Source organism: Candidatus Zixiibacteriota bacterium (genome assembly GCA_035574315.1).
In the GTDB taxonomy this organism is placed as follows: Bacteria; Desulfobacterota; Binatia; order UBA9968; family UBA9968; genus DATLYW01.
On the sequence record DATLYW010000047.1, the window covers coordinates 94,037 to 116,216 of the forward strand.

The 22,180-nt window shown below is 67.9% G+C and carries 18 protein-coding genes; 6 read left to right on the forward strand and 12 right to left on the reverse strand.

Annotated features, from left to right (window positions below):
- Positions 1-99 precede the first annotated feature (99 nt).
- From VNN77_16175 to VNN77_16195, 5 genes are read right to left on the reverse strand one after another with little or no spacing between them, the layout of a single operon-like run.
- Positions 100-834 carry a molecular chaperone TorD family protein gene (locus VNN77_16175; protein ID HXG52936.1) on the reverse strand — a complete coding sequence of 245 codons (735 nt, stop codon included), beginning with the start codon at positions 832-834 and terminating at the stop codon, positions 100-102.
- Positions 831-1,268, reverse strand: a complete 438-nt coding sequence (locus VNN77_16180) for a hypothetical protein (protein HXG52937.1) — start codon at positions 1,266-1,268, stop codon at positions 831-833. The genes VNN77_16175 and VNN77_16180 overlap by 4 nt, the downstream gene beginning before the upstream one ends.
- A 26-nt stretch (positions 1,269-1,294) precedes the next feature.
- A complete protein-coding gene (locus VNN77_16185) occupies positions 1,295-3,256 on the reverse strand; it encodes a 4Fe-4S dicluster domain-containing protein (GenBank protein HXG52938.1) in 1,962 nt (653 codons plus the stop codon).
- 60 nt (positions 3,257-3,316) lie between these two features.
- A complete protein-coding gene (locus tag VNN77_16190; protein ID HXG52939.1) occupies positions 3,317-5,116 on the reverse strand; it encodes an aldehyde ferredoxin oxidoreductase family protein in 1,800 nt (599 codons plus the stop codon).
- A 3-nt stretch (positions 5,117-5,119) separates the two neighbouring features.
- The gene (locus VNN77_16195) at positions 5,120-6,025 is read right to left on the reverse strand and encodes an NTP transferase domain-containing protein (protein HXG52940.1); all 906 of its coding nucleotides are present in this window, start codon (positions 6,023-6,025) and stop codon (positions 5,120-5,122) included.
- 352 nt (positions 6,026-6,377) lie between these two features.
- Here VNN77_16195 and VNN77_16200 point away from each other — a divergent pair, with 352 nt between their 5' ends.
- On the forward strand, positions 6,378-7,532 hold the full coding sequence (locus VNN77_16200) for a Xaa-Pro peptidase family protein (GenBank protein HXG52941.1): 1,155 nt from the start codon (positions 6,378-6,380) through the stop codon (positions 7,530-7,532).
- Positions 7,533-7,564: 32 nt separating this feature from the next.
- Here the strand turns inward: VNN77_16200 and VNN77_16205 are convergent, their stop codons facing one another.
- Positions 7,565-8,569: an isocitrate dehydrogenase (NAD(+)) gene (locus tag VNN77_16205; GenBank protein ID HXG52942.1), complete on the reverse strand. Its 1,005-nt coding sequence runs from the start codon at positions 8,567-8,569 to the stop codon at positions 7,565-7,567.
- A gap of 166 nt (positions 8,570-8,735) precedes the next feature.
- On the opposite strand from VNN77_16205, the gene VNN77_16210 reads away from it, so the two are divergent.
- A complete protein-coding gene (locus tag VNN77_16210; GenBank protein ID HXG52943.1) occupies positions 8,736-10,001 on the forward strand; it encodes an MFS transporter in 1,266 nt (421 codons plus the stop codon).
- Here the strand turns inward: VNN77_16210 and VNN77_16215 are convergent.
- On the reverse strand, positions 9,965-10,351 hold the full coding sequence (locus VNN77_16215) for a hypothetical protein (GenBank protein HXG52944.1): 387 nt from the start codon (positions 10,349-10,351) through the stop codon (positions 9,965-9,967). The two genes, VNN77_16210 and VNN77_16215, sit on opposite strands and share 37 nt — an antisense overlap.
- A 174-nt stretch (positions 10,352-10,525) precedes the next feature.
- Between VNN77_16215 and pal the strand changes: the two genes are divergently transcribed.
- Positions 10,526-11,128: a peptidoglycan-associated lipoprotein Pal gene (gene pal / locus VNN77_16220; GenBank protein HXG52945.1), complete on the forward strand. Its 603-nt coding sequence runs from the start codon at positions 10,526-10,528 to the stop codon at positions 11,126-11,128.
- A gap of 12 nt (positions 11,129-11,140) precedes the next feature.
- Here pal and VNN77_16225 read toward each other — a convergent pair whose 3' ends face one another.
- Genes VNN77_16225 through VNN77_16235 form a run of 3 tightly spaced genes read right to left on the reverse strand, consistent with a single transcriptional unit; the run spans position 11,141 to position 14,774 of the window.
- Entirely contained in the window at positions 11,141-13,726 is a 2,586-nt protein-coding gene (locus tag VNN77_16225) for an ABC transporter permease (protein HXG52946.1), read from the reverse strand.
- A complete protein-coding gene (locus tag VNN77_16230) occupies positions 13,723-14,397 on the reverse strand; it encodes an ABC transporter ATP-binding protein (GenBank protein HXG52947.1) in 675 nt (224 codons plus the stop codon). The genes VNN77_16225 and VNN77_16230 overlap by 4 nt, the downstream gene beginning before the upstream one ends.
- Positions 14,394-14,774 carry a DUF309 domain-containing protein gene (locus VNN77_16235; protein ID HXG52948.1) on the reverse strand — a complete coding sequence of 127 codons (381 nt, stop codon included), beginning with the start codon at positions 14,772-14,774 and terminating at the stop codon, positions 14,394-14,396. Before VNN77_16235 ends, VNN77_16230 begins: the two co-directional genes overlap by 4 nt.
- A gap of 58 nt (positions 14,775-14,832) precedes the next feature.
- Between VNN77_16235 and rlmD the strand changes: the two genes are divergently transcribed.
- Positions 14,833-16,119 (forward strand): 23S rRNA (uracil(1939)-C(5))-methyltransferase RlmD, encoded by a 1,287-nt coding sequence (rlmD, locus tag VNN77_16240; GenBank protein HXG52949.1) that lies wholly within the window; start codon positions 14,833-14,835, stop codon positions 16,117-16,119.
- A 15-nt stretch (positions 16,120-16,134) separates the two neighbouring features.
- Here rlmD and VNN77_16245 read toward each other — a convergent pair whose 3' ends face one another.
- Positions 16,135-18,354, reverse strand: coding sequence for a xanthine dehydrogenase family protein molybdopterin-binding subunit (locus VNN77_16245; GenBank protein ID HXG52950.1), 2,220 nt, complete (start codon positions 18,352-18,354; stop codon positions 16,135-16,137).
- Between the two features lie 445 nt (positions 18,355-18,799).
- On the opposite strand from VNN77_16245, the gene VNN77_16250 reads away from it, so the two are divergent.
- Positions 18,800-20,149 (forward strand): CpaF family protein, encoded by a 1,350-nt coding sequence (locus VNN77_16250; protein ID HXG52951.1) that lies wholly within the window; start codon positions 18,800-18,802, stop codon positions 20,147-20,149.
- Positions 20,150-20,269: 120 nt separating this feature from the next.
- On the forward strand, positions 20,270-21,541 hold the full coding sequence (locus tag VNN77_16255; protein HXG52952.1) for a DUF2130 domain-containing protein: 1,272 nt from the start codon (positions 20,270-20,272) through the stop codon (positions 21,539-21,541).
- A gap of 90 nt (positions 21,542-21,631) precedes the next feature.
- On the opposite strand, the gene VNN77_16260 is transcribed toward VNN77_16255, so the two are convergent.
- On the reverse strand, positions 21,632-22,108 hold the full coding sequence (locus tag VNN77_16260; protein ID HXG52953.1) for an Hsp20/alpha crystallin family protein: 477 nt from the start codon (positions 22,106-22,108) through the stop codon (positions 21,632-21,634).
- Positions 22,109-22,180 lie beyond the last annotated feature (72 nt).

The following is a 22,180-nucleotide window of genomic DNA, read 5'->3' on the forward strand; positions in this document are numbered from 1 at the left end:
CCGCCCTTATCACCGCGTCAACCCGTTTGTCAACGCCCTTCCGGGAGCGCGCTGGAGCCCTCTGGCAGCGCCTTCCATTCCCTTCCCGGACAAAGGCGTTCAGCCTTTTTCCCCGCCCGGGTCGAACGTCGGCCCCTTCCACGTCGCGAAGGAAGCGTAGTGGCGCCGCCGGGCCTCCAGCGGGGCGATCCGCTCCACGCCCCGTTCGCGCAAGAGGCTCGCCTCGAGCTCCAGGAAGCCCTGCAGGATTTTTGCGACGCCGCGATAGAAGGCTGCGCCTTGCGCTTCCTGGATGTCGCGGGCGCAGTCGAGTCCCCAGACGAGCAGGTGCTGCACGAGAAAGTCGGCCTGAAGGCCGAGGAAGCGCTCCTCTTCCTCCGCGCTTTCCGCCCCGAGCTGCCTGCCGATCAGCCAGCGCACGATCTCGAGCTCGAACGCGAGCGCGTCTTCGGGCTCGCTGTAGCTCTCCTGCTTCTCGATTCCGAGATTTCCGAGAAAGCCGCGGATCTCCGCCAGCGGACGGTCCAGCAGCCGTCCGGTGAGATAGTAGGATTCGTAGGGGTTGACCTCGGGGCCGCGCGGGCCGATGAAAAGCCGGGTGTATTCGTCGCGCACCGACTCCGGCAGACTTCCCGGCACCGCCCCGGCGAGGAAGCGGCCGACCTCTTCCCACCCCGCCGCAAGCGCGCCGTTGAGGCTGCGCGCCGCCTGCGCCCGTCCGGCGGCGCCGCGCGCAAGCTCCCGCAGCAGCTCCCCTCCCGGCTCGCCGCGAAACAGCGCCACGAGGAGCTGGTAATATTCGTGGCGAAAGGCAGCCGTCTCGCGCTCCGTCATTGCCCGTTCCCCACGTCCCCTTCGCGCAGGAGCCGCTCCAGGACGCGATCGATGAAGGCTTTGTACTGCGGGTCCTCGTCCAGCGCGCGGTCCCCGCGCTGCCGCCGCTCGGCCTCCTCCGCCTCGACCGCATCTCGCACGACACGCTCGATCGCCGCGAAGAGGCTTCCCGCATCCTCGCCCGCACGCTCGGGCCTGACCTCCGCGCGCCAGCGCTCCTCCCAGAGCGACCGGTATGCGCCGCGCTCCGGGAAGCGTCCCGCCTCCTCCAGCGCGCGGTCGAGACTCAGGCCGGCCGCCGAGCCGAGATCGTCGACCTCGCGCCACTTCTCGAGCGCAAGGTAGCGGACGAACGCCGCGCGCGCCGTGTCCATGAACGCGTTGCCGGAAACTCTCTCCCCACGGCGCCCCCGCTTTCCCTTCTTCGTCTCCATTCCTGCCGCGCTCCCGGGTCTCGGGCTCACGGTTTCCAGCCCTTTTCGACCTCCAGCATCGCCGCGACCGCCCGGCAGTCCGGACACATGCGCAGGAGGTTCTTGCGAGCGCCGACGAAGGTGTCGAGCAGCGACTCGGCGGCGAAAAGCCGGGCCTCGATCTTCTCCAGCGCTTTGCGGTTGACGTACGGCTTGCCGCATTGCGTGCAGGCCACCATGCCGTCGCTGACGAGCGCGCGGTGGTCCAGCGCGGAGCGCTCGAGACGAATCTCGCGTCTGATCTCGATGACGTTTTCCGGGCAAACCGCCTCGCACAACCCGCAGCCGACGCAGGAGACGTGCCTGAACTCCAGCGCCTGTGCCGCCTCGTCGAACCGGAAGGCGTTCACGGGGCAGACGTTGACGCAGGAGCGGCAGAGCGTGCAGCCGGATTCCCTGACCTCGGCATAGCCGTACGAATGCGCCGCGCCCAGAGACCGCCGGCCCGGCTCCCGCGAGAGCTGCTCGATGAAGATCCCGATCGCCTCGGCGACCGCCCCGCGGCCTCCCCGGTCGGCCGTCGCTCTTGCTCCCGGCGGGATCGGCGTCGGCTTCAGGCCGGAGGCGAACCGCGCCAGATCGGCGATCGCTTCCTCGGGCGCCTGCTGGCCCGCGGTGATCAGCGCAATGCGATCCGCGCCCAGCTCGAAGGCCTCGAGCACCGTCCGGGAGAAGTCGATCTTTTCCATCAGCAACGCCCGTTCTCCGTGCTGGCAGGTCCGGCACCCCAGCAAGCCGACGCCGGCCGCTCCCCGGGCGAATGCCGCGAGCATCTCGGCTTCCGAGACGTGGCGGAGGCACGGCACCTCGATCGGCAGGAGCGCCGCCGGGTAGGCGAGCGGCCGCGCGCCCGCCGCTTCCAACGCCCGGCGCCCTTGCTCGCCGCAGTGGAATAGAACCGCGCGGGGCTCCTCTTCGGGACCGCTTTCCGGCCGGAGCAACGCCGCAAGTCGCGCGTACAGCTGTCGCGGCGACGGTTCCATGAAGCGCAGCGCGCCGGTGGGGCAGGCCGAAGCGCACGCGCCGCAGCCTTCGCAGGCCATGTGGTCGACCCTCACGCGCAGCGGCTCTTCCGCGCTCCGCGCAATCGCCTCGTAAGGGCATGCGGGAATGCAGACCCCACAGGCCTGCCGCCCCGCCGCTCCACCGGCGCAGACGGCGGGATCGTAGGCCACGTGCACCGGTTTCAAGAAGTCGCCCGTGAGATCGCGGATCCGCTCGGCTGCAGCTTCGAGGTCGGCCCGAGCGGGCGGGCCGAGAAGGTGCAGGCCGGTGCGCGGCGTGCAAGGAGGCCCGCTTTCCAGGAGGAAAACCACCTGATCGACCGTGATCTCCCTGCGCGCCGGCGGCGGTGCCCCGTCGCTTTCGACCGTGACGCGGAAATCGCCGAGGCGGCCTTTCACGGCGGTAACGCGCCCGGCCACGAACAGCGTCGAAGAGAAGGGATCGGCCTGCAAAGTCGGAGGCGCCACAATCCAGGTCCGCTCCGCCACGGCCGCGATCTTCTCGCATGCGCCGAGCCCGGCCGGAGAGTCGACGGCGATCAAGACACGCCCTCCGACCGTCAGCCGGTTGTAGGAAGGAGGATCGCCGCCCGCCTCCGCCGCTTCCATCGCCGCCCGCAGCAGGCGCGACGCCTTGTCGTGCGCCTCGCCGGGATCGGGATGGACCGCGAAGCTGGCTTCCTTGAGATTGACGAAGTGGAGATTCGAAGGCGGCGTGCCCGCCTCGCCGAGGGCGTCCTGGAACAAGCGCTGATCGGCGCAGCAACCGATCAGAATCCGCTCGGGCTGCTCCCGCCGCACCCCGGCGGCGAATCCGGCGACGTCGGCTGCAGGATCGCTGCCGCGGCAGAGCACCGCCGGAGCGACGGCGAAGTCGAGGCGATCGCGGTCGAGCGCGATCGTGCGCCGGCAATCGCACAGGAACACGCCCCAGCTTGACGCCATGGGCTCCTTCTATCGCAGGGGGGTCAGGCCCGTCAACGCAGCCGCCCGCCGTCCGCCGCGTCAGCGAAGACCCAGCTCCTGGAGCTTCGCCTCCGGGATCGAGCCGTTTTCGTCCCAACCCCTCGCGCGGTAGTACGCCCCGATCATCTCGCGCAGCTCGGCGGCCGTGAGCGCCGCTCCCTCGGCCGCGCCCGAGGTCAGCTTCTCGTTCAACAGCCGCGGCGGCAGCCAGTCGTCCTCCGGCCGCCAGCCCGAGCGGATGTTGAAGAGCTTCTTGAGATTATGGATGCGCTCGCCGGTCAGGCGCAGCTCCTCTCCCGAGCACGGCCAGCCGGTGACTTTCGCCAGAAAATCGGCCGCCTCGCCGTAAAAATCGACGAAGCAGCGGCGCAGAAACTTGCAGACGATGAGGGAATCCAGCACGGCGACGAAGTCCTCGGCCGCGGCGACCAGAGCGCCTTTTCCCGCATCCGCGCTCAGCCGGTCGACCTCGCCCGAGAAGTCCGCATCGTAGGCGCCGGAGCGGTTGTGGCAGGCACCGCGCGGGCTCACCGCGAGGCCGAGAGCCATTGTCTTCAAGCTGCGGGGCTCGTAGCCGGGAAGCTCCAGCCCCTTGACCTGCATCGCCAGGTACGGTGCCTCGCCGCCGAGCCGAAGGGCGGCCGTGCGCGACCCCTCCGCCAGCAGGTCGCCGAGGTCGCCCGACCGCCGCGCGATCAGGCCGAGCGCGCCGAGCAGAGCTTCCGCCCGGCCGAAGCGCAAGCCGAGGTTTCCCGCCTCGGGAAGCAGGCCCTTCTCGGCGCACTCCATGGCCCAGGCGACCGTTCCCCCGGCGCTGATCGTGTCGAGGCCGTAGAGGTCGCACAGCCGGGCCGCCTCGAGCACCGCCTGCGGGTCTTCGATCCCGCACAGCGGCCCCAGCGCAAACAGGCTTTCGTACTCCAGGCGCTGCTCGCTGCCGCCGAGCGACCTGAACAACCGCTCGCACTGGATGGTGCACGAGGCGCAGCCGTGTCTGCGGCTGAAGGCGGTTTCGGTGAAGCTCTCGCCGCTCACCGACTCGGCTCCCTCGAACGTCGACTGCTGGAAGTTGCGCGTCGGCAGCGCTCCCAGGCGGTTGAACACCGACAGGTTGGCCACGGTACCGATCGCCCGGTACTTCTCGGTCATCGGCCCCAGGCTCCGCCGCCGCATCTCCTCGGCGAGCGCCGCGACTCCCCGAGGATCGGCGACCGCCGTCGCCTCGCGGCCTCGCAGCGCCACTGCTTTCAGGTTCTTCGCTCCCATGACCGCGCCGACGCCGCCTCGTCCCGCGTGGCGCCCTTCGTTGGAGATGGTGGCGTAGCGCACGCGGTTTTCCCCGGCGACGCCGATGGCCGCCACCCGAACGTCGGGGTCGCCGAGCTCGGCGCGGATCAGCGCTTCGGCCTCGGCCGCGCTCCGCCCCCAGAGGTGGCTCGCGTCGCGAATCTCGAGACGGTCGCTGGCGATCACGACATAGACCGGCGCCGCCGCCCTGCCCGTGATCACGACGGCGTCGAGACCGGTGCGCTTGAGCTCGAGGGCGAAGAAGCTCGACGAGAGAGAATCGGCGATGAAGCCCGTGAGCGGCGACTTCGTCACCACCGCGTACTTCGCCGTCGTGGTGAGCCCGGTCCCGACGAGCGGGGCGCTGGCCAGGATCAGCGGATTGGCGGGGGCCAGGGGCTCGACGCCCGCCGGCGCGTGCTCGTACAGCAGGGCGGTCCCGAGGCCGATGCCGCCGAGGAAAGAGCGCAGCCGGGCCTCCTCGAGGGAGCGCCGCTCGAAGCGTCCGCGCTCGAGATCGACGTGGAGAAGGCGCCCGTGAAAGCCGTACATGGCCTAGCCTCCGGCGTCCGCCGACAGGATCAGAATGCGGTCGCCCGGGTTGATCTTCACCGACGAATCGCGAACGAAGTCCAGACCGTTGATGTTGCAGGCGTAGCCGGGCGCGAGGCGGCGGCGCTCCGGGTCGACGACCCGGTTCGAGAGCGCCGGCACTCGCTCGGCCAGCGCGGCGAAAACCTCGGCGAGCGCCGATCCGGCGGGTATGGTGAGGGAAACCTCCGGGGTCCGCGCCAGCAGGCGCGCGGCGCCGAAAAGCTCGACGGTGCAGGTCACGTCGCTCCCCGCCCGCTCCTGCCACAAGCGGAGCGCAGCCGCGTAGTCCTCCGGCGTGTTCATGTTGAAGAAGCTCAGACCCTCGGGATCGAATTTCCGGATTTCCTCCTCGCCCAGCTGCAGGCAGGGAACCTTGTCGAAGAGATAGACCGGGCGAAGCTCGCCCGTGCGCAGCTGCTCCTCGAGCAGCGGCACGACGGTGCGGCGGTAGACCGCGTGCAGGGGCTGGAGGCGGTCTTCCCAGCGCGGCACGACCACGTCGTAGCCGGGCGCCCGGGAGAGCAGATAAGAGATCAGCCGCAGGTTCAGGAACGCGACGTCGCAGGAGGTCACGAAACAGAGCTCGCTTCGCGCCGCCGCCAGCCCGTAGCAGATTCCGCCGACCGGACCCTGATGGGGCACGGCGTCGCGCACGACGCGGGCGGGAAGCTCGGGAAGCTCCTGCCCCGGCGCGGCGACGACGATCACCTCGTCGAAAAGCGAGCCGAGCGTCGCGGCGAGATGGCAGACGAGCGGCCGGCCGGCGAAGGGCAGCAGCGCTTTCGCGCGTCCCATGCGCGAGCTCCTGCCGCCGGCCAGGATCACCGCCGCCGCCGGCGTGCCCTGTCCGCGTCCGTCCTTGGCCATCACGGTCTCCAATCGCTTCGCGCCGCCGCGCCCGCCAGCCCTGGAACCCTTTTAACGTATCCGGGACGGCGCCGGCAAGCCTCGATTGGTCCGTCTCGCGCGCGCCTCCTTCTCTCCTGGCTTCCCGCTGCCTCGCTCTGCGGGCTGTCCATCGCCGCCCGCCCGCTCCGCGGCCGGATGTCGGTCCTGGCGCAGTGCCGGCCCGATCCCCGAAGCACGGCCGTACGTGACGGCGCAACGCCCGTGCCACCGGATCTTCGCCCGCCCGAAGGCGTCCGGTCTTGCGCCCCGATCGCCGCCGGTGCTACAGAAGCGGGGAAACGCAGGAATTTTTTCCTTCAGGGAGATCGTGATGCGCGAGCGCAAGAACTATCCGACGTTTTCCGGACAAGAGATGGAAAGCCGCCACCGGGCCGTCGAGCAGCTCATGGAGCAGCAGGCCGTCGACGCGCTGCTGGTTTACGGCGCGGGAAGATACGCCTCGGACGTCTACTGGCTCACCGACTGGCCGTGCAGCCGCGAAGCCTACGTGCTGATGCAGCCCGGACGGGACGCCGTCGTCCTGGTGCAGCTCTACAACCACTATCCGATGGCGCGCGTGATGTCGGTGATCGAGGACGTCCGCTGGGCGGGCCCGAGCACGGCGGCCAGCGTGGTGGAATTGCTGCGCGAGCGCGGGCTGGAGTCGCGCCGGGTCGGGCTGGCGGGTTCGATCCCCTACCAGCATTACCTGCGGCTGCGCGAGAGCCTTCCGGGCGCCGCGTTCACCGATCTGAGCGGCGCTCTGCGCTCGATGCGCACGATCCGCAGCGCCGAGGAGATCGAGCGGATCCGCTTCGCCTCCAAGCTCACCGACGACTCGATCCGCTCGCTGGCGGAAGGACTCCGTGCGGGAATGCGGGAGGACGAGATCGCCTCGCTGATCGAGCCCGTCTATCTCCGGCAGGGCGGCTACGCCGGCATTCATTTCATGTCCAGCATGCCGATGCGCGAGCCGGACACCCCCGTGCCGGCGCAGTTCCAGTCCGGCCGGCGGCTGCAGGCGGGCGACTGCCTGATCACCGAGATCAGCGGCGCCTACTGGGGCTACAGCGGCCAGATCCACCGGACCTTCTCGCTCGGCGAAGGGCCGACGGCGGAATGGAAAGCGCTGCACGACGTCGCCCTCGAAGCCTTCGAGACCCTGGCAAACGTCATCAAGGACGGCGCCTCGACGACCGAGGCCGAGGAAGCGGCCGAAGTGATCCACCGGCGCGGCTTCAGCATCTACGACGATCTGGTGCACGGCGTGAACCAGTACCCGCCGATCTTTCAAACGAGGACCACGCGGCGCCACGACTCCAGGGAGATGATCTTTCGCGAGAACATGGTGATCGTCATTCAGCCCAACGTGATGACGAAGGACGAGCGCATGGGGCTCCAGTTCGGCGAGACCCTGGTGGTGAAACGAAACGGCTGCGAGTCGCTCAACGCCTATCCGCGCGAGTGGATCGTTTGTTCCGGGTGAGCACGAGCGCACGAGCGAAGCGCCCGGGTCTCCTACCGTTCGATCTCCCGAATGATCGCTTCCGTGAACTGCGCCGTATTGGCCGATCCGCCGAGGTCGGGCGTCAACGTATCGCCCCGCGCGAGGATCGTTTCGAGGGCCCGGGCGATGCGCCTTGCGGCCGCCCTCTCGGAAAGATGGTCGAGCATCATGATCGCCGCCGAGATCATCGCGGTCGGGTTGGCGATTCCCCGGCCCTGGATGTCCGGAGCGCTGCCGTGCACGGGCTCGAACAGCGCGTGCGTGTCGCCGAGATTGGCGCCGGCGACGACCCCGAGCCCGCCCACCAGCCCGGCGGCCAGATCGGAGACGATGTCGCCGTAGAGGTTCTCGAGCAGCAGGATGTCGAAACGCAGCGGGTCCAGGACCAGCTGCAGGCAGGCGTTGTCGACGATGATGTCCGCGAACTCGATCCCGGCGTGGCGCTTCGCGACCCTGCGGGCGCACTCGAGAAAAAGACCGTCGCTCATCTTCATGATGTTGGCCTTGTGGACCGCGGTGATCTTCTTTCGCTTGTGGGCGCGCGCGTAGCCGAAGGCGAACTCCGCGATCCTCGTCGAGGCCTTTTCCGTGATGATCTTCAGGCTCTCCACCACCCCCGGCACGACCTCGTGCTCGATCCCGGAGTACTGCCCCTCCGTGTTCTCCCGCACGACGATCAGATCCACGTCGCGATACCGGGCGGGGACCCCCGGAAGGTTGCGGATCGGACGCAGGTTCGCGTAGAGATCGAAGCGCTTGCGCAGCTCGACGTTCACGCTGGCGAACCCCTCGCCGACCGGCGTGGTCACCGGCCCCTTGAGCGCCACGCGGTTCTTCTGGAACGACTTGATCAGCGCGGGCGGAATCGTCGTCCGGTGCTTTTTCAGGGCGCCGGCCCCCGCCAGATACTCTTCCCACTCGATGTTGACGCCTGCGGCGCGAACCACCGCCACGGCCGACCTGGTGACTTCCGGGCCGATTCCGTCGCCCGGGATCAGGGTGACTCTGTGCTTCACGAATCTCCGCCTTTCGCCCGCGGCGTTCGCCGCCGCACGGCTCGGTTTTCTTATACACGATTTTCCTGCGGATATCAGCGGCGCGCCGTCGTTGACAGGGCGATCGGCGTCGGTTAGTGTCCTCGGAACAGCACCCGCCGCTCGTCCTCGCCCGTTGACTTCGACGATGCTTCGCCGCCTCCTCGAAAACCACCTCCCCTCGTTCTACGGCTGGCGCATGGTCGCGCTGGGATGCGCGGTCCGGCTCCTGGGCGGCGGCCTCCACCTGTACGGCTTCACGGTTTTCTTCCTGCCGATCACCAACGAGCTCGGGCTCAGCCGGGCCGCGACCTCTCTGGTGTTCTCGCTCGCGCGCGCGGAAGGCGCGATCGAAGGACCCGTGGCGGGCTACCTGATCGACCGCTACGGGCCGCGGCCGTTGATGCTGGCGGGGATCGCGCTCTCGGGCGTCGGCTACATGGCGCTTGCGTGGGTGAACAGCTATGCCGCGTTGCTCGCGGTCTACCTGGGCGTGATCTCTCTCTCGTTCTCGGCCGGATTCATGCACTCCCCCATGGTGCTCGCCAACTCCTGGTTCGTCAGGCGCCGCGCGCTGGCCATGACCCTGATCAGCTCTTCGATCGGTCTCGGCGGAACGCTGGTTACGCCGCTGCTCGCCTTCGCGGTCTACACCTGGGGGTGGCGTTCCGCGGCCTTTCTCGCCGGGCTCGGCCTGATCGTCGTCGGCATTCCGCTCGTCCTCCCGGTACGCCGTTCCCCCGAAAGCATGGGGCTCCTGCCCGACGGGGACGCTCCCGGCGGGCAGGCTCCCGACGCGTCGCCCGCGGGCGCGCGCGGCGCCGCCGCCGAAGCGAGCTTCACCGTGACCGAGGCGATGAAGACTTCGGCCTTCTGGATGCTGGTTCTCGCCACGATCGCGCGCGTCGCCGCCTACAACTCGATCACCGTTCATTTCATCCCCATGATGGTCTGGAAAGGGGTCTCGGAGCAGCGCGCCGCGGCGATGCTCGCGACGATGGCGCTCATGAGCCTGCCGACGCACCTGATGGTCGGCTGGATCGCCGACTTCACGAGCAAGCCGCTGGTCATGGCGGTCTCCATGATCATCGGCACCGTCGCGATGCTGCTGCTCTCCCACGCCGACGGCGAATGGCCGATGTGGGTGTTCACGGTGCTCTTCACGTTCGTCGAGGCCGTCTTTCCGGTGAGCTGGGCGACCGTCGGCGATTTCTTCGGCCGCAAGTCCTTCGGGACGATCCGCGGGGCGATGAGCTTCTTCTATCTCTGGGGCGCGGCGCTGGGTCCGGTGGTCGCGGGCGCGGTTTACGACCGCTATCAGAGTTACGCCCCGCTGATGCTCGCGCTCACGATCCTCTTCCTTACGGCGTCCTGCCTCTACGCGCTGCTGAAAAAACCGGGAGGGCAAGCCTGATCCTCGCCGATGGCCGCCGGCCGGCCGGAGCTCGCGATCTCATCCCGTACTGGGCGCCGGTAATCGCCTGGGCGGCGGCGATCTTTCTCTTCTCCACGGACGCCTTTTCCGGGCCGCAAACCTTCGCTTTCTTCGAGCTCCTGCTCGAGCGCTGCTTTCCGGGGATCGATCGAGGCCAAGTTGCGACCGCTCATCTTGTCGCGCGCAAGGCCGGCCACGCCTTCGAGTATTTCATCCTCGCCGTGCTCTTCGCGCGCGCCGTGCGGAGACGCCATCGAACGCCCCCGCGGCTTTGGGCGCTCTGGACGGCGCTGTTCGTTTTCACGTACGCGCTCGGTGACGAGCTCCATCAGGTGCTGGTCCCCAGCCGCTCGGCGAGCCTTCTCGATGTCGCGATCGACACCTTTGGCGGAGTCTGTGGAGTTCTCTGGATGGCGGCTCGCAGTCGCCGGGCCGCGGCGCCCCCACAGAGCGTCAAAAATCTTGACAATCGCGGCGCAAATGCGAGAGGATAGCCGGAACCGATGTCGATCCCGAGCTTCCGCCGCCTCCGCCCCGACGCCCGGCTCGCCTCCTGTCCCACGGCGTCCCGGTGGGTGGTCCTCGTCGCTCTCCTGGCGGGCGGCTGCTCCAGCGCGGATCCCGTTGTCCGGCCGGCCGTCTTCAACAACCCCGAGCCCGTGGCGGCATCCAGGGAGGCAATCCGGTCGCCGTCGGCGCTCGAGGCGTTGAGTCGCGGCGTCGCCGCGGTCACGCCCCCCGGGGCTCCTCTCAAGGACATCTACTACGAGTTCGACAGCACCGCCCTTCTGGCCGAGGCCCAGGAGATTCTCCGGCAAAACGCCGCGTGGCTGAAAGCCCATCCGAAAGCGATGATCGAGATCGAAGGGCACTGCGACGACATCGGCTCGTCCGAATACAACCTCGCCCTGGGCGCAAAGCGGGCCCAGGCGGCCAAGGATTTTCTCGTCAAGGAGGGAATCGCGGCCGAGAGGATGGTCACCATCAGCTACGGCAAGGAAGCGCCCGCCTGCTTCGAGCGCACCGAGGAGTGCCGCGTCAAGAACCGCCGCGCGCGCTTCGTCATCTTCACGGAGCTTCCTGCTCAGGAAGTTCCGACCTCCTGACCCGCCCGCGCTTCACTCGTACCCGATGGCGGCGACGACAGGCTGCGCCGCGGCCTGGCGCGCGGGCCAGCAGGAAGCCGCCGCGCACAGCAGCACCGCCGCGGCGACCGCGAGCCCGGCGAGGCCGTAGGGGTAGTGGAACTGGAAGGTCCAGCCGGTCAGCAGCTTGGTGTTGTAGACCACGTGATGGTATGCCATGACGGAGCCGCCGGCGAGCCCGAGGATGCCTCCGAGAAGGCCCATCGCCGCCGCCTCCAGCACCACCGCGCGCCGCACCTGCCGCCGGGTGGCGCCGAGCGCGCGCAGCACGGCGATCTCGCGGGCGCGATCGAGCACCGAGGCGAGCAGAGTGTTGATGACGCTGAAGATCGCGACCACGACCGCCACGATCTCGACCGCGTAGTTGACGGCGAAAGACTGCTCCATGATGTGAACCACCGCATCCCTGAGCTCGCCGTGGGTGCTGACGAAAAGCTGGTACTTCTCGCCGTACTCCCGCTTGATCCGCTCGGTCACCGCCCGAGGGCTGGCGCCGGGCTCGAGCCATAGATCGAAGGCATCCACGAGCGAGTCGCCCCAGTACTTTTTGTAAAGCGCGCGGTCGAGCAGCACGCTGCCGATGTCCGAGGAATAGTCGACGTAGATGCCGAGAACGCGGAACGCGACCTTTCCGGAAGGCGTCGGCAGCTCCACCACGTCGCCCGGCGCCGTGCCGAACTTGCTCTGGAAGCTCTCGCTGACGACCACCCCCAGCCCTTCACCCATCTTCTCGAGCGTCTCCCTTCCGTCTCCGGCCGCCATCGGCAGCGTCCGGACCGCCGCGGAGTCGCGCGCCGAGAATGATTCGATCAGGATCGGCCGGCCGCGGTAGGTGGAGCGGACGAGGCGGTAGAGGTCGACCGTGCGCACTCCGGGGATCCTTTTCAATCCCGCCGCCGGCTCCTCGCTCAGCGGCACGTTGCGGGGGCCCGCGGTTCGGGCTCCCGAGCTGACGATCAGGTCCGCGGTGACCATCTGGTCGACCCACGCGAGCAGCGAGCCCCGGACGCTGTTCACGAACGCCGCGATCGTGAAGATCGCGGCCAGGCTGATCACCATCGTGGCCACCGTGATCCCGGCGCGCGCCGGGTTCCGGCCCAGGCTGTCGGAGGCCAGCCGCGCTTCGGCCCACGACGGCGCGCGGACCGCGGCCGCAGCCCGCCACAGCCACGGCGCCGCCCGCGCGGTAATCGCCGGGCAGAGCAGCCCCAGCCCCAACAGGAACAACAGCATGGCCGCCACGCCCATGCTGAACTGCGCCACGGGGCCGGCGAGCTTCGGAGATCCGAGGATCAGCCCCGGCGAGAGGCAAAAGCAGGCCGCCGCCGCGAGCGTGCTCCAGGGCCGCCTGCGGCGGATCGCGGGCCGCCATCCCGACTGGCGCGCGTTCTCGAGCGGGCTGATGCGCGCCGCTTCGAGCGCGGGATGGAGAGCCGCGAGGACCGCCACGAAGCTTCCGCAGGCCGCGGCGAGAGCCGCCTCGCCCGCTCCCAGGCGCTCCGCGCCGAGGTCCACGAGCGAAAAGAGATTCCCGACGGTCTCCCCCACGGCGATCAGGGCGGCGCGAGCCAGCAGCCAGCCCATAGCCGCGCCGGCGGCGGAGCCCGCCAGCGCGAGCGTCAGCGATTCCGCGACGATCAGCCTGACCAGGTCGCGGCGGCGCAGCCCCAGGCACCTGAGCGTGCCGATCTCCCGACGCCTCTGCACCACCGAAACCGCCACCGTGTTGTAGATCAGGAAATAGCCGACGAAGAGCGCGATCAGGCTGACGAAGAACAGCCCGACGCGAAACGAGGTAAGGAGCTGCTCGATCTGCTCGCCGCGCTTGCGCGGCCGCTCGACCTGCGCGCTTCCCTGAAGCCGCCGCTCGAGCCGCTCGCGCACCGCTTCGATCGTTTCCCCGGGCTCGACGGTGATATCGACGACGTCGAGCTTCTCCGACTTTCCGAGCGCGCGCTGGGCCGCCGGCAGGTCCATGAGGGCGAAATTGCCGCCGAACACCCTGGCCGTCCCTTCTTCTTTCAGCAGCGCCCGGACCGTGTAGAGCGCTTTCCCGTGGCTGGTCGTGAGCTCAAGGCGGCTGCCCCGAACGAGGCCGAAGCGCCGGGCGAACGACTCGGTGATCGCGATCGAGTCCGGGTTGGCGATGAAATCGAGCGCCCGCTCGTACGTAAAGTCCGCGCCGGCGAAGGGATGGTCGCGAACCGCGAAATCGGTGAGCAGGTCCACGCCGAGAACGTACAGCCGTTCGTGCTCCGAGCCGCCCACCGGCAGGAACCCCTCCACGACGGCGGCGGCGGCCTGCACGCCGGGCGTATCGCGCACCGCCGCGAACAGCGACTCGCGCAGCCCGCTCTCGCCGTTCGAGACCTGCAGGACCGCCTTGCCCGCGATGCGGTCGATCGTCGTCTGGAACGAGCTGCTGAGCGACCGGTTGACGATGGCGATCGCCACGATCACCGCGATCCCCAGCGCGATGCCGGTGAAGGTCAGGACCGTTCTCAACCGGTGACGCCCGAAATCGCGCCACGACAGATAGGCGAACAATCGCGGTATCACCCAGCGTCTTCCTCGATCCGGCCGTCGCGCAAGCAAACGAGCCGCTCGCCGCAGCGGGCGGCCTCCGGGCTGTGGGTGACCATCACGATCGTGCATCCCCGCTCGCGGTGGATTCGCCGGAGCAGCCCGAGCACCGCCTCGCCGGTTTTCGAGTCGAGATTTCCGGTGGGCTCGTCGGCGAGCAGGAACGGCGGGTCGAACGCCAGCGCGCGGGCGATCGCCACGCGCTGGATCTCCCCTCCCGAAAGCTCCTCGGGAAGGTGGCTCCGGCGATTCGCCAGGCCGACGCTCTCCAACAGCGACTCCGCCTTGCGCTCGGCGTCGGCCTTGGCGCGCCCGTCGAGGATCAGCGGCAGGGCGACGTTCTCGAGCGCCGTCAGGGTGGGAAGCAGGTTGAAGAACTGGAAGACGAAGCCGATGTGCGTGCGGCGAAAAACCGTCACCGCGTCGTCGTCCATTCGGGAGACCACCCGCTCGTCGACCACCACGTCTCCGGAGGTGGGCCGGTCCAGGCCCCCCATGAGATGCAGCAGCGTGCTCTTGCCGGAGCCGCTCGGGCCCATGATCACCGCGAACTGCCCCCGCGGCACCTCGAGCGAGACGCCGGCGAGCACCGTGAGCTCTCCTTCGCCCTGCGGGTAGGCTTTGCGGACGTCGATGCAGCGGATCATGTCGGGCGTCGGCCGGCCAGGCGAATCGCTGGAGTGCCCAGCCGCGCCTCGGTCCCGCTTTCCCGGCACGCTTCGACTTCCACGAGGTCGCGCCTCACCTGCCGCGCCAGCGAATCGAGATCGATCCCGAGATGGGCCGGCCCGTAAGCCGCGATTTTCTCCAGTCCCGCGCGCCAGAGCTTCAGCGCGCCCGCCGGCACCCCCTGCTGCCATTTGAAATAGCCGGCGGCGATCTGAATGATGCCCTGATAGAAAGCCCGATCCTCGCCGTGGTGCTCCAGCCAGATCGCCTCGAGCGTTTCATGGCACTCGAAGAAGAGCTGCCGGTTGAACTCGTCGATGCCTTTGAGCAAGCGGGGGTCGTTTGCGGCTTCCATGGACCGGCGTCCTCCCTGTGCTATAGAAAGGATATCGGGATCGGAGAGCGCCCGAGCGATGGTTCAGCCTACCCCGAAAAACGAGATCTCGCTAGAGATCGACGGGCTCGTTTACGGCCCGGGCGGCATCGGCCGCCATGAGGGTCGCGCCGTCATCGTCAGCGGAGCCGCCCCCGGCGACAGGGTCGTCGCGCGGATCCGGGACATGCATCGGCGGTACGCGACGGCCGAGCTCCTGCAGGTGCTGCGCCCGTCGCCCGAGCGCCAGGCGCCCCCCTGCCCGTATTTCGCGCAGTGCGGCGGCTGTCCCTGGCAGCATGTCCGCTACCGCGCCCAGCTCGACGCCAAGCAAAAGTGCGTGGAAGAGGCGCTGCGAAGAATCGGCAAGCTCACCGCCTTCGAGGTGCGCCCCATCCTCGCCTCGCCGCGGGAGTATCACTACCGGCGTCGCGTCCGGCTGGCGCTCGCCGACGACGGGCGGATCGGTTTCCGCCGCGCCCGGTCGCGAGCGCTCGTCGAGATCGATTCCTGTCTCATCGCCGCTGAACCCGTCAACGGCGTCCTCGAAGCGCTGCGCGCCTGGGCCCGGGACATCCGGACCGAAGCGGAGGAGCTGGAGGTGGTCGCGGGAGACGGTCCCGACGAGCTGGTCGCCGTTCTGCGCCGGTCGGCGCCTTTTCACCGCCCCGACGCCGCCGCCGAAGCGCTTCTGCGGCGCGAGCCTCGGCTTCGCGGCCTCGTCGCGACCGGCGGCGGGACCCGCAGGGCCTGGGGGGAAACCCGCGTATCGCTGGCGCCCGAGCCCGGAGTCGATCTCCGGGTCGAAGCCGACGTCTTCACGCAGGTGAACCCCGAGGGAAATCGCGTCCTCGTGCGCGAGCTGCTCGACGCGGCGGAACCGGGCCCGGCCGACCGCGTTCTCGAGCTGTACTCGGGTGCCGGCAACTTCACGCTGCCCATCGCGCGCCGCGCCGGGGAGGTCGTCGCCGTCGAGGGATCGCGGGTGGCGATGGAAAGCGCCCGGCACAACGCTCAGCGCGGCGGGCTCGCGAACATCCGCTGGATGGAAGCCCGCGTTCCGGACGCGGTCGAAAGTCTCTCACGGCGCGGCGAGCGCTTCGCGAAGATCGTGCTCGACCCGCCGCGCGCCGGAGCCAAGGAAATCCAGGAATCGATCGCCTCGCTGGGAGCGGCCCGGATCGTCTACGTCTCCTGCGACCCGGCCACGCTGGCGCGCGATCTCGCGGCGCTGGCCCGGCGCGGCTACCGTCTGGAGCGCGTTCAGCCGATCGACCTCTTTCCCCACACGTTCCACGTCGAGGCCGTCGCCCTCCTGGCGCGCTGAGCGTACGGAACGGCGTCAGCGGCGGCTCTTCAAAGCGGTATAGATCTTCTCGGCGGTGATCGGCAGCGAGGTGATCCTCACGCCGCAGGCGTCGTGGATGGCGTTGGCTACGGCCGCGGCGGTGGGAACGTTCGCCACCTCGCCGATCGCCAGGCTGTTGTACGGCCCGGGCCCGCAGGGCACGTTTTCCATCACCGCGGTCTTGAGCGGCGGGATGTCGCGAATGTTCGGGATCTTGAACTCGCCGAAATTCGTGGTCGTCACCTTGCCGCCGTCGAACGACAATTCCTCGGTCAGGGCGTATCCCAGGCCGAATACCACGCCGCCGTCGATCTGCCCCTGGTGCATGAGCGGGTTGATCACCTTGCCCGTGGTGTGCGCCGAAACCATGCTCCTGAGCGTCACCCGGCCGGTCTCGGGATCGACGTGAACTTCCGCGATCTGCGCCGAGATCGACGCGTCGTGGGACTTCTCCGAGCTCTTGTAGTAGCCGCCGACGTAGATCTCCGCTCCTCGGGCCTCCACGACCTCGGCAAAGCTCATCCGCCTTCTGGACCGCGGATGAATCACCGCTTCGCCGGCGAGCTCCAGCTCCCCGGGATCGACTCCGAGCTTTTCCGCCGCGGCCGCAAGCAGCTCGTTTCGTGCCTTGACGCCGGCATCGTAGGCCGCATTGCCGTAGACCCGCGTCGCCCGGCTGCCTCCGACCCCGCCGTCGCTCGGCACGGTGCTGCTGTCGAGCTGCGCCAGCTCGATGCGGTCGGGGGAAACCCTGAGCTCCTCGGCCACGACTTCCACGATCACCGTCAACACCCCCGCTCCCTGATCGACCACCGGCGAGGAGACCTTGATCCTCCCCGTCCGCTCGATCGTGACGAAGACGTTTCCCTCGCCGCCGCTCGGGCTCCACTCGGAAAATGCGAGCCCGCGGCCGACGTTCTTCGCCTTGGGCTTCTGGTAGCCGGCAAGCCGAAGCGCCTTGTCCAGCGCCTCGACGCCGCGGACGTGCGCGATGCGGCCGCCGATCGACGTTTCCTCCCCGTCGTGCAGCAGGTTTCTTCGCTTGAAATCCGCAGGATCGAGCCCGAGGGCCCGCGCCACGATGTCGAGCTGGCTCTCGTTGGCGAAGAAACCCTGCGGATCGCCCGGAGCCCTCATGTGGCCGCAGGGCACCTTGTTCGTGTAGACCAGGCGCTCCTCGATCAGGCAGTTCGCGATCCGGTAAGGCCCCGCGCAGTTCTGCGGCCCGATCAGGTACCCGGCGGGCTTCATCGAGCCGTATGCGCCGCTGTCGAAAAGGAAGTCCATGTGGTGCGCGAGGATCGTCCCGTCCTTCCGGACGCCCGTCTTGACCTTGATGATCGCCGGATGGCGCGGGTTGGCCGCGAGCAACTCTTCCCCGTAGTCCATGACCATCTTCACCGGCCGGCCGCTTCGCAGCGAAAGATAGTAGCAGACCGCGACGTCCATGAACCCGCCCTTGCCGCCGAAGTCCCCGCCGATGTGCATCGGATGAAAAACGAATTTCTCCTTGGGCACTCCGGTGCAGTTGGAGAGCTGGTTTCGAACGGCGAAGGGCGTCTTGCTGCAGCACCACACTTCCGCGCCGGCCGACGGGTCCGCCCGAACCACGCAAGCGTGCGGCTCGAGATAGGCCTGGTGCGTCGCCTGGGTGGTGAAGGTGTTCTCGACGATCAGGTCCGACTGGGCAAAGCCCGCCTGGATATCGCCCTTGCCCCACCTCAGGGAGGCGAACACGTTGCTGGGCCGTTCGACCGGAACCGGCAGTCCCTTGTACGACGGCAGGTCGGGATGGAGGAGCGGAGCGCCCGGCTTCACGGCTTCGAGCGGATCGAGCAGCGGCTCCATCTCTTCGTACTCGACGTCGATCAGGTCGAGCGCCTGCTCGGCCGCCTCCTCCGTTTCGGCGGCTACCGCCGCCACTTTCTCGCCGACGAACCGGACCACGCCGTCGGCGAGCACCGGGGTGTCGTAGATGCAACGCCCGATGCGCCGGCCGGCGACGTCCTGCCCCGTAATCACGGCGTGAACTCCGGGAACCTGCCGGGCCCTGCCGGTATCGACGCGCTTGATCCTGCCGTAGGCGATCGGGCTCCTCAGACACTTTCCCCAGAGCAGCCCCGGCAGCTTCACGTCGGCGCTGTAAAGCGCTTTCCCCGTCACTTTCAGCGGGCCCTCGATTCTCGGCGTCGGCCGTCCCACGACCTGCGTCATCCCGCCACCTCCAATCAATAGAAGCTGAAAATTCCCGACCTTCGAACGCTTTCCTATGTAGACCGGAACCGGGAGAATTGTCCAGCGCGTCCGGACGAAAACGATCGCCACGGAGCTCATCGGCAGACAGGCATCGATCGAAAGAGGGCCGGAACCTGCACGGCTTGAACGGAGCGAAGCGATTGAACGGCTTGAACGATTTGAACCTACTTGAATATTTGAACCGCACGAAGCAGCCGGCCTCGGAGGTCTCGGCCGCGATCTGTTTCCGAAGGCTCGGAATTTTCCCGGCGTTTTTTCGCATTTCGGCTTCGACGCGCCGGAAAAAAAAGCCATCCGGACCTTTCGTCTCCGCGGGGCACCCTCGAGCGGTTTGGCACAACGGTTGCGTTTTCTGTAGCCGAAAGCTGGACCTGTCGCTGGTCCGGCCGGAAGAGGTGAGGCTGTGAACGGGTATCGAACGGCCCGCGAGCAGGAGCAATCCTGGGGACGGCCGATCTCGGACAAGCAAACCTACGACGAGCTCAAGGTCCGGATCCATCGAAAGCTGCTGGATCGCCTGGATCTGTCGAAGCTCTCCGCGATCAACAGCCCCCGCGTGGAAAGCGAGGTCCGCCGCGTGCTCGAAGACCTGGTCATGTCCGAGGCGGTCGCCCTGAACTACGCGGACCGCGAGCGGCTGATTGTCGACGTGGAAAACGAGGTCTTCGGCCTGGGACCGCTCGAAAGCCTGATGCAGGACCCCGAGATCACCGACATTCTGGTCAACACGCATGCCAGCGTCTACATCGAGCGCCACGGAAGGCTCGAGGAGACGTCGGTCCGGTTCCGGGATGACGCCCATCTCATGCAGATCATCGAGCGCATCGTCACCCGGGTCGGACGGCGGGTGGACGAGCACTCCCCGATGGTCGACGCCCGACTGCCGGATGGCTCGCGCGTGAACGCCGTCATTCCTCCGCTGGCGCTCGACGGCCCCATCCTCTCCATCCGCCGCTTCGGCGCGGAGCGCTTGACGATGAACGATCTTATCCGCCTGCAGTCGATCCCGCAGCGGGTCGCCGAGATCCTCGAAGCGTGCGTCAAATCGCGTTTGAACATTCTCATCTCCGGCGGCACCGGGTCGGGAAAAACCACGCTGCTCAACTGCCTCTCCAACTTCATCTCCTCCAAGGAGCGGATCATCACGATCGAGGACTCGGCGGAGCTCAAGCTACAGCAACGCCACGTCGTGCGGCTGGAAACCCGCCCTCCCAACATCGAGGGAACCGGGATGGTGACGCAGCGCGACCTCGTACGCAACGCGCTCCGGATGCGCCCCGACCGGATCGTCGTCGGCGAGGTTCGCGGCGGCGAGGCGCTGGACATGATGCAGGCCATGAACACCGGTCACGACGGCTCGATCAGCACGATCCACGCGAACAGCGCCCGAGACGCGCTCTCGCGCCTGGAGACCATGATGCTCATGGCGGGCTTGGCCCTTCCCGAACGGGCGCTGCGCGAGCAGATCGCCTCGGCGCTCGACGTGGTCATCCAGCTCGCGCGCCTGAGCGACGGCACCCGCAAGCTGGTGGAGCTCGCCGAGGTCACGGGCATGGAAGGAAACGCCGTCACCACCCAGACCATCTTCACGTTCGAGCAGACCGATGTCGACGAGACGGGAAAGGTGATCGGCGACTTTCATGCGACCGGCGTGATGCCCACGTTCATGAAGCGACTCGAAAGACACGGCTTCAGGATCCCCGCCTCCTATTTCCTTCCCGCCGCCGTTCCGGCGCTGCAAAGGGCGGGATAGCGTCGCGTTCGGTGGCGAAATCCTTCGCCCGCCCTGTTGGCAGGAGCGGCTGTTTCGTCTAGAATCCGTCTCGATCCGAACTCCGTCGTTTTTTTCTTTCCGCTTTCACGGAGCGCTTCGATGACAGAACCGACCGTCGTTTGTCCCCGGTGCAAGTCCGAAATCAAGCTTACCGAATCGCTGGCCGCCCCGCTGCTGGAATCGGTGCGGCGTGACTACGAGCAGCGCCTCGTGCAGAAGGACAGCGAGATGGCGCGCCGGGAAAAGGCGCTGAAGGAGCGCGAGGCGGCGCTCGAGAAGACGCGGGCAGCGCTGGACGAGCAGGTGGCCGCGCGCCTGGAGCAGGAGCGCGCCAGGATCGCCGCGGAGGAGCAGAAGAAGGCGCGGCTCGCCCTGTCGCAGGACCTGGAGAGTAAAAGCCGCGAGGTCGTCGAGCTCCACGAGCTTCTGAAGGAACGCGACGCCAAGCTCCTGGAGGCGCAACAGGCGCAGGCCGAGGCGCTGCGCAGGCAGCGCGAGCTGGACGACCAGCGCCGGGAGATGGAGTTGACGATCGAGAAGAGGGTCCAGGAGCATCTGTCAGCCGCCCGCGACAAGGCGCGCAGGGAAGCCGAGGAGGAGCTGCGCCTGAAGGTGATGGAAAAGGAGCAGACGATCGCCTCCATGCAAAGACAGATCGAGGACCTCAAGCGCAAGGCCGAGCAGGGCTCGCAGCAGCTTCAAGGCGAGGTTCTGGAGCTGGAGCTCGAAGAGATGCTCGCCGCGAAATTTCCCCGCGACCTCGTCCAGCCCGTGCCCAAAGGCGAATTCGGCGGCGACGTCCTGCAGCGCGTGGTCGGTCCGGCCGGCCAGCCCTGCGGGACGATCTTGTGGGAGTCGAAACGGACGAAGAACTGGAGCGACTCCTGGCTGCCGAAGCTACGGGAGGACCAGAGGGCCGCCAAGGCGGAGATCGCCGTGATCGTCAGCCAGGCCCTTCCGAAGGACGTCGAGATGTTCGGTTTTGTGGACCAGGTCTGGGTCGCTCATCCCAAGGTCGCCCTCCCGGTCGCTCTCACGCTCCGGCAGACGCTGATCGAGATCGCCTGCGCGCGCCAGGCCTCCGAAGGGCAGCAGACCAAGATGGAGATGGTCTACCGGTATCTCACCGGGCCGCGGTTCCGCCAGCGAATTCAGGCGATCGTCGAGGCGTTCTCCTCGATGCGCGAGGATCTGGATCGCGAGAAAAAAGCCATCACCAGGCAGTGGTCCAAGCGCGAGGAGCAGATCGACCGGGTCATGCAGGCCACGGTCGGCATGTACGGAGACCTGCAGGGGATCGCGGGCAAGACGCTCCAGGAGATCGAGGGGCTCGAGTTCCAGGGTTTGCTGGATTTCGGTAAAGACGAGTGACGCGCGGCGCGGCAACGGCGGTTTTTAAAAAAAAGAACCCCCGTTCCGGAGGTTCTTTCTGCTCGAGTCCGGGCTGGTACGCAGGCGAAATCAAGCCGCCTTCAGCTGCTTGACCTCGCTAGCTCCGACCTCGATCGGGATCTTCCTCCCGGCGAGCTCGGCCGCCGGCATCGAGATTTCCAGGACGCCGTGCTCGTAGCGCGCAGTGATCTTCTCGGCATCGACGCCCTTCGGCAGCGGCAGGCTCCGCTCGAATCGCCCGTAGCCGATCTCCCTGTAGTCGTAGACGGCGCCCTCCATCTCCTGGGCCAGCTTGCGCTCGCCCTTCACCGTGAGCGTCCCCTCGACCACCGAGAGATCAAGGTCCTTGGGATCTACGCCGGGCAGGTCCATCCGGATGATGTACCGCCCGTCCTTCACGCAGGCGTCCGTCGCGGGGCACCAGGTCCGGCTAGGGGACAGGAAATCGCTCCCGAAGGAGGAAAAGAAACGGTCGAAGAGCTCGTCGATATCCCTGTGCCAGCTGGTGAGCTCGTCGAACAGGCCACGCGGGACCAACGCTCTCATGATCTTCACCTCCTTTGCCACGAAATCCGGTGCAAATTTAATCCCGCCGGGCGAACAGTCAAGGGGACTCCC

Coding starts and splice junctions, on each gene's coding strand:
- VNN77_16190 (HXG52939.1), bottom strand. CDS start 5,116: ATGTACGGCTTTCACGGGCGCCTTCTCCACGTCGATCTCGAGCGCGGA.
- rlmD (HXG52949.1), top strand. CDS start 14,833: ATGGTTCAGCCTACCCCGAAAAACGAGATCTCGCTAGAGATCGACGGG.
- VNN77_16235 (HXG52948.1), bottom strand. CDS start 14,774: ATGGAAGCCGCAAACGACCCCCGCTTGCTCAAAGGCATCGACGAGTTC.
- VNN77_16200 (HXG52941.1), top strand. CDS start 6,378: ATGCGCGAGCGCAAGAACTATCCGACGTTTTCCGGACAAGAGATGGAA.
- VNN77_16215 (HXG52944.1), bottom strand. CDS start 10,351: ATGGAGCTCGTCACCGAGCGCGTACGTGAAAACGAACAGCGCCGTCCA.
- VNN77_16260 (HXG52953.1), bottom strand. CDS start 22,108: ATGAGAGCGTTGGTCCCGCGTGGCCTGTTCGACGAGCTCACCAGCTGG.
- VNN77_16195 (HXG52940.1), bottom strand. CDS start 6,025: ATGGCCAAGGACGGACGCGGACAGGGCACGCCGGCGGCGGCGGTGATC.
- VNN77_16210 (HXG52943.1), top strand. CDS start 8,736: ATGCTTCGCCGCCTCCTCGAAAACCACCTCCCCTCGTTCTACGGCTGG.
- pal (HXG52945.1), top strand. CDS start 10,526: ATGTCGATCCCGAGCTTCCGCCGCCTCCGCCCCGACGCCCGGCTCGCC.
- VNN77_16230 (HXG52947.1), bottom strand. CDS start 14,397: ATGATCCGCTGCATCGACGTCCGCAAAGCCTACCCGCAGGGCGAAGGA.
- VNN77_16255 (HXG52952.1), top strand. CDS start 20,270: ATGACAGAACCGACCGTCGTTTGTCCCCGGTGCAAGTCCGAAATCAAG.
- VNN77_16185 (HXG52938.1), bottom strand. CDS start 3,256: ATGGCGTCAAGCTGGGGCGTGTTCCTGTGCGATTGCCGGCGCACGATC.
- VNN77_16175 (HXG52936.1), bottom strand. CDS start 834: ATGACGGAGCGCGAGACGGCTGCCTTTCGCCACGAATATTACCAGCTC.
- VNN77_16180 (HXG52937.1), bottom strand. CDS start 1,268: ATGGAGACGAAGAAGGGAAAGCGGGGGCGCCGTGGGGAGAGAGTTTCC.
- VNN77_16245 (HXG52950.1), bottom strand. CDS start 18,354: ATGACGCAGGTCGTGGGACGGCCGACGCCGAGAATCGAGGGCCCGCTG.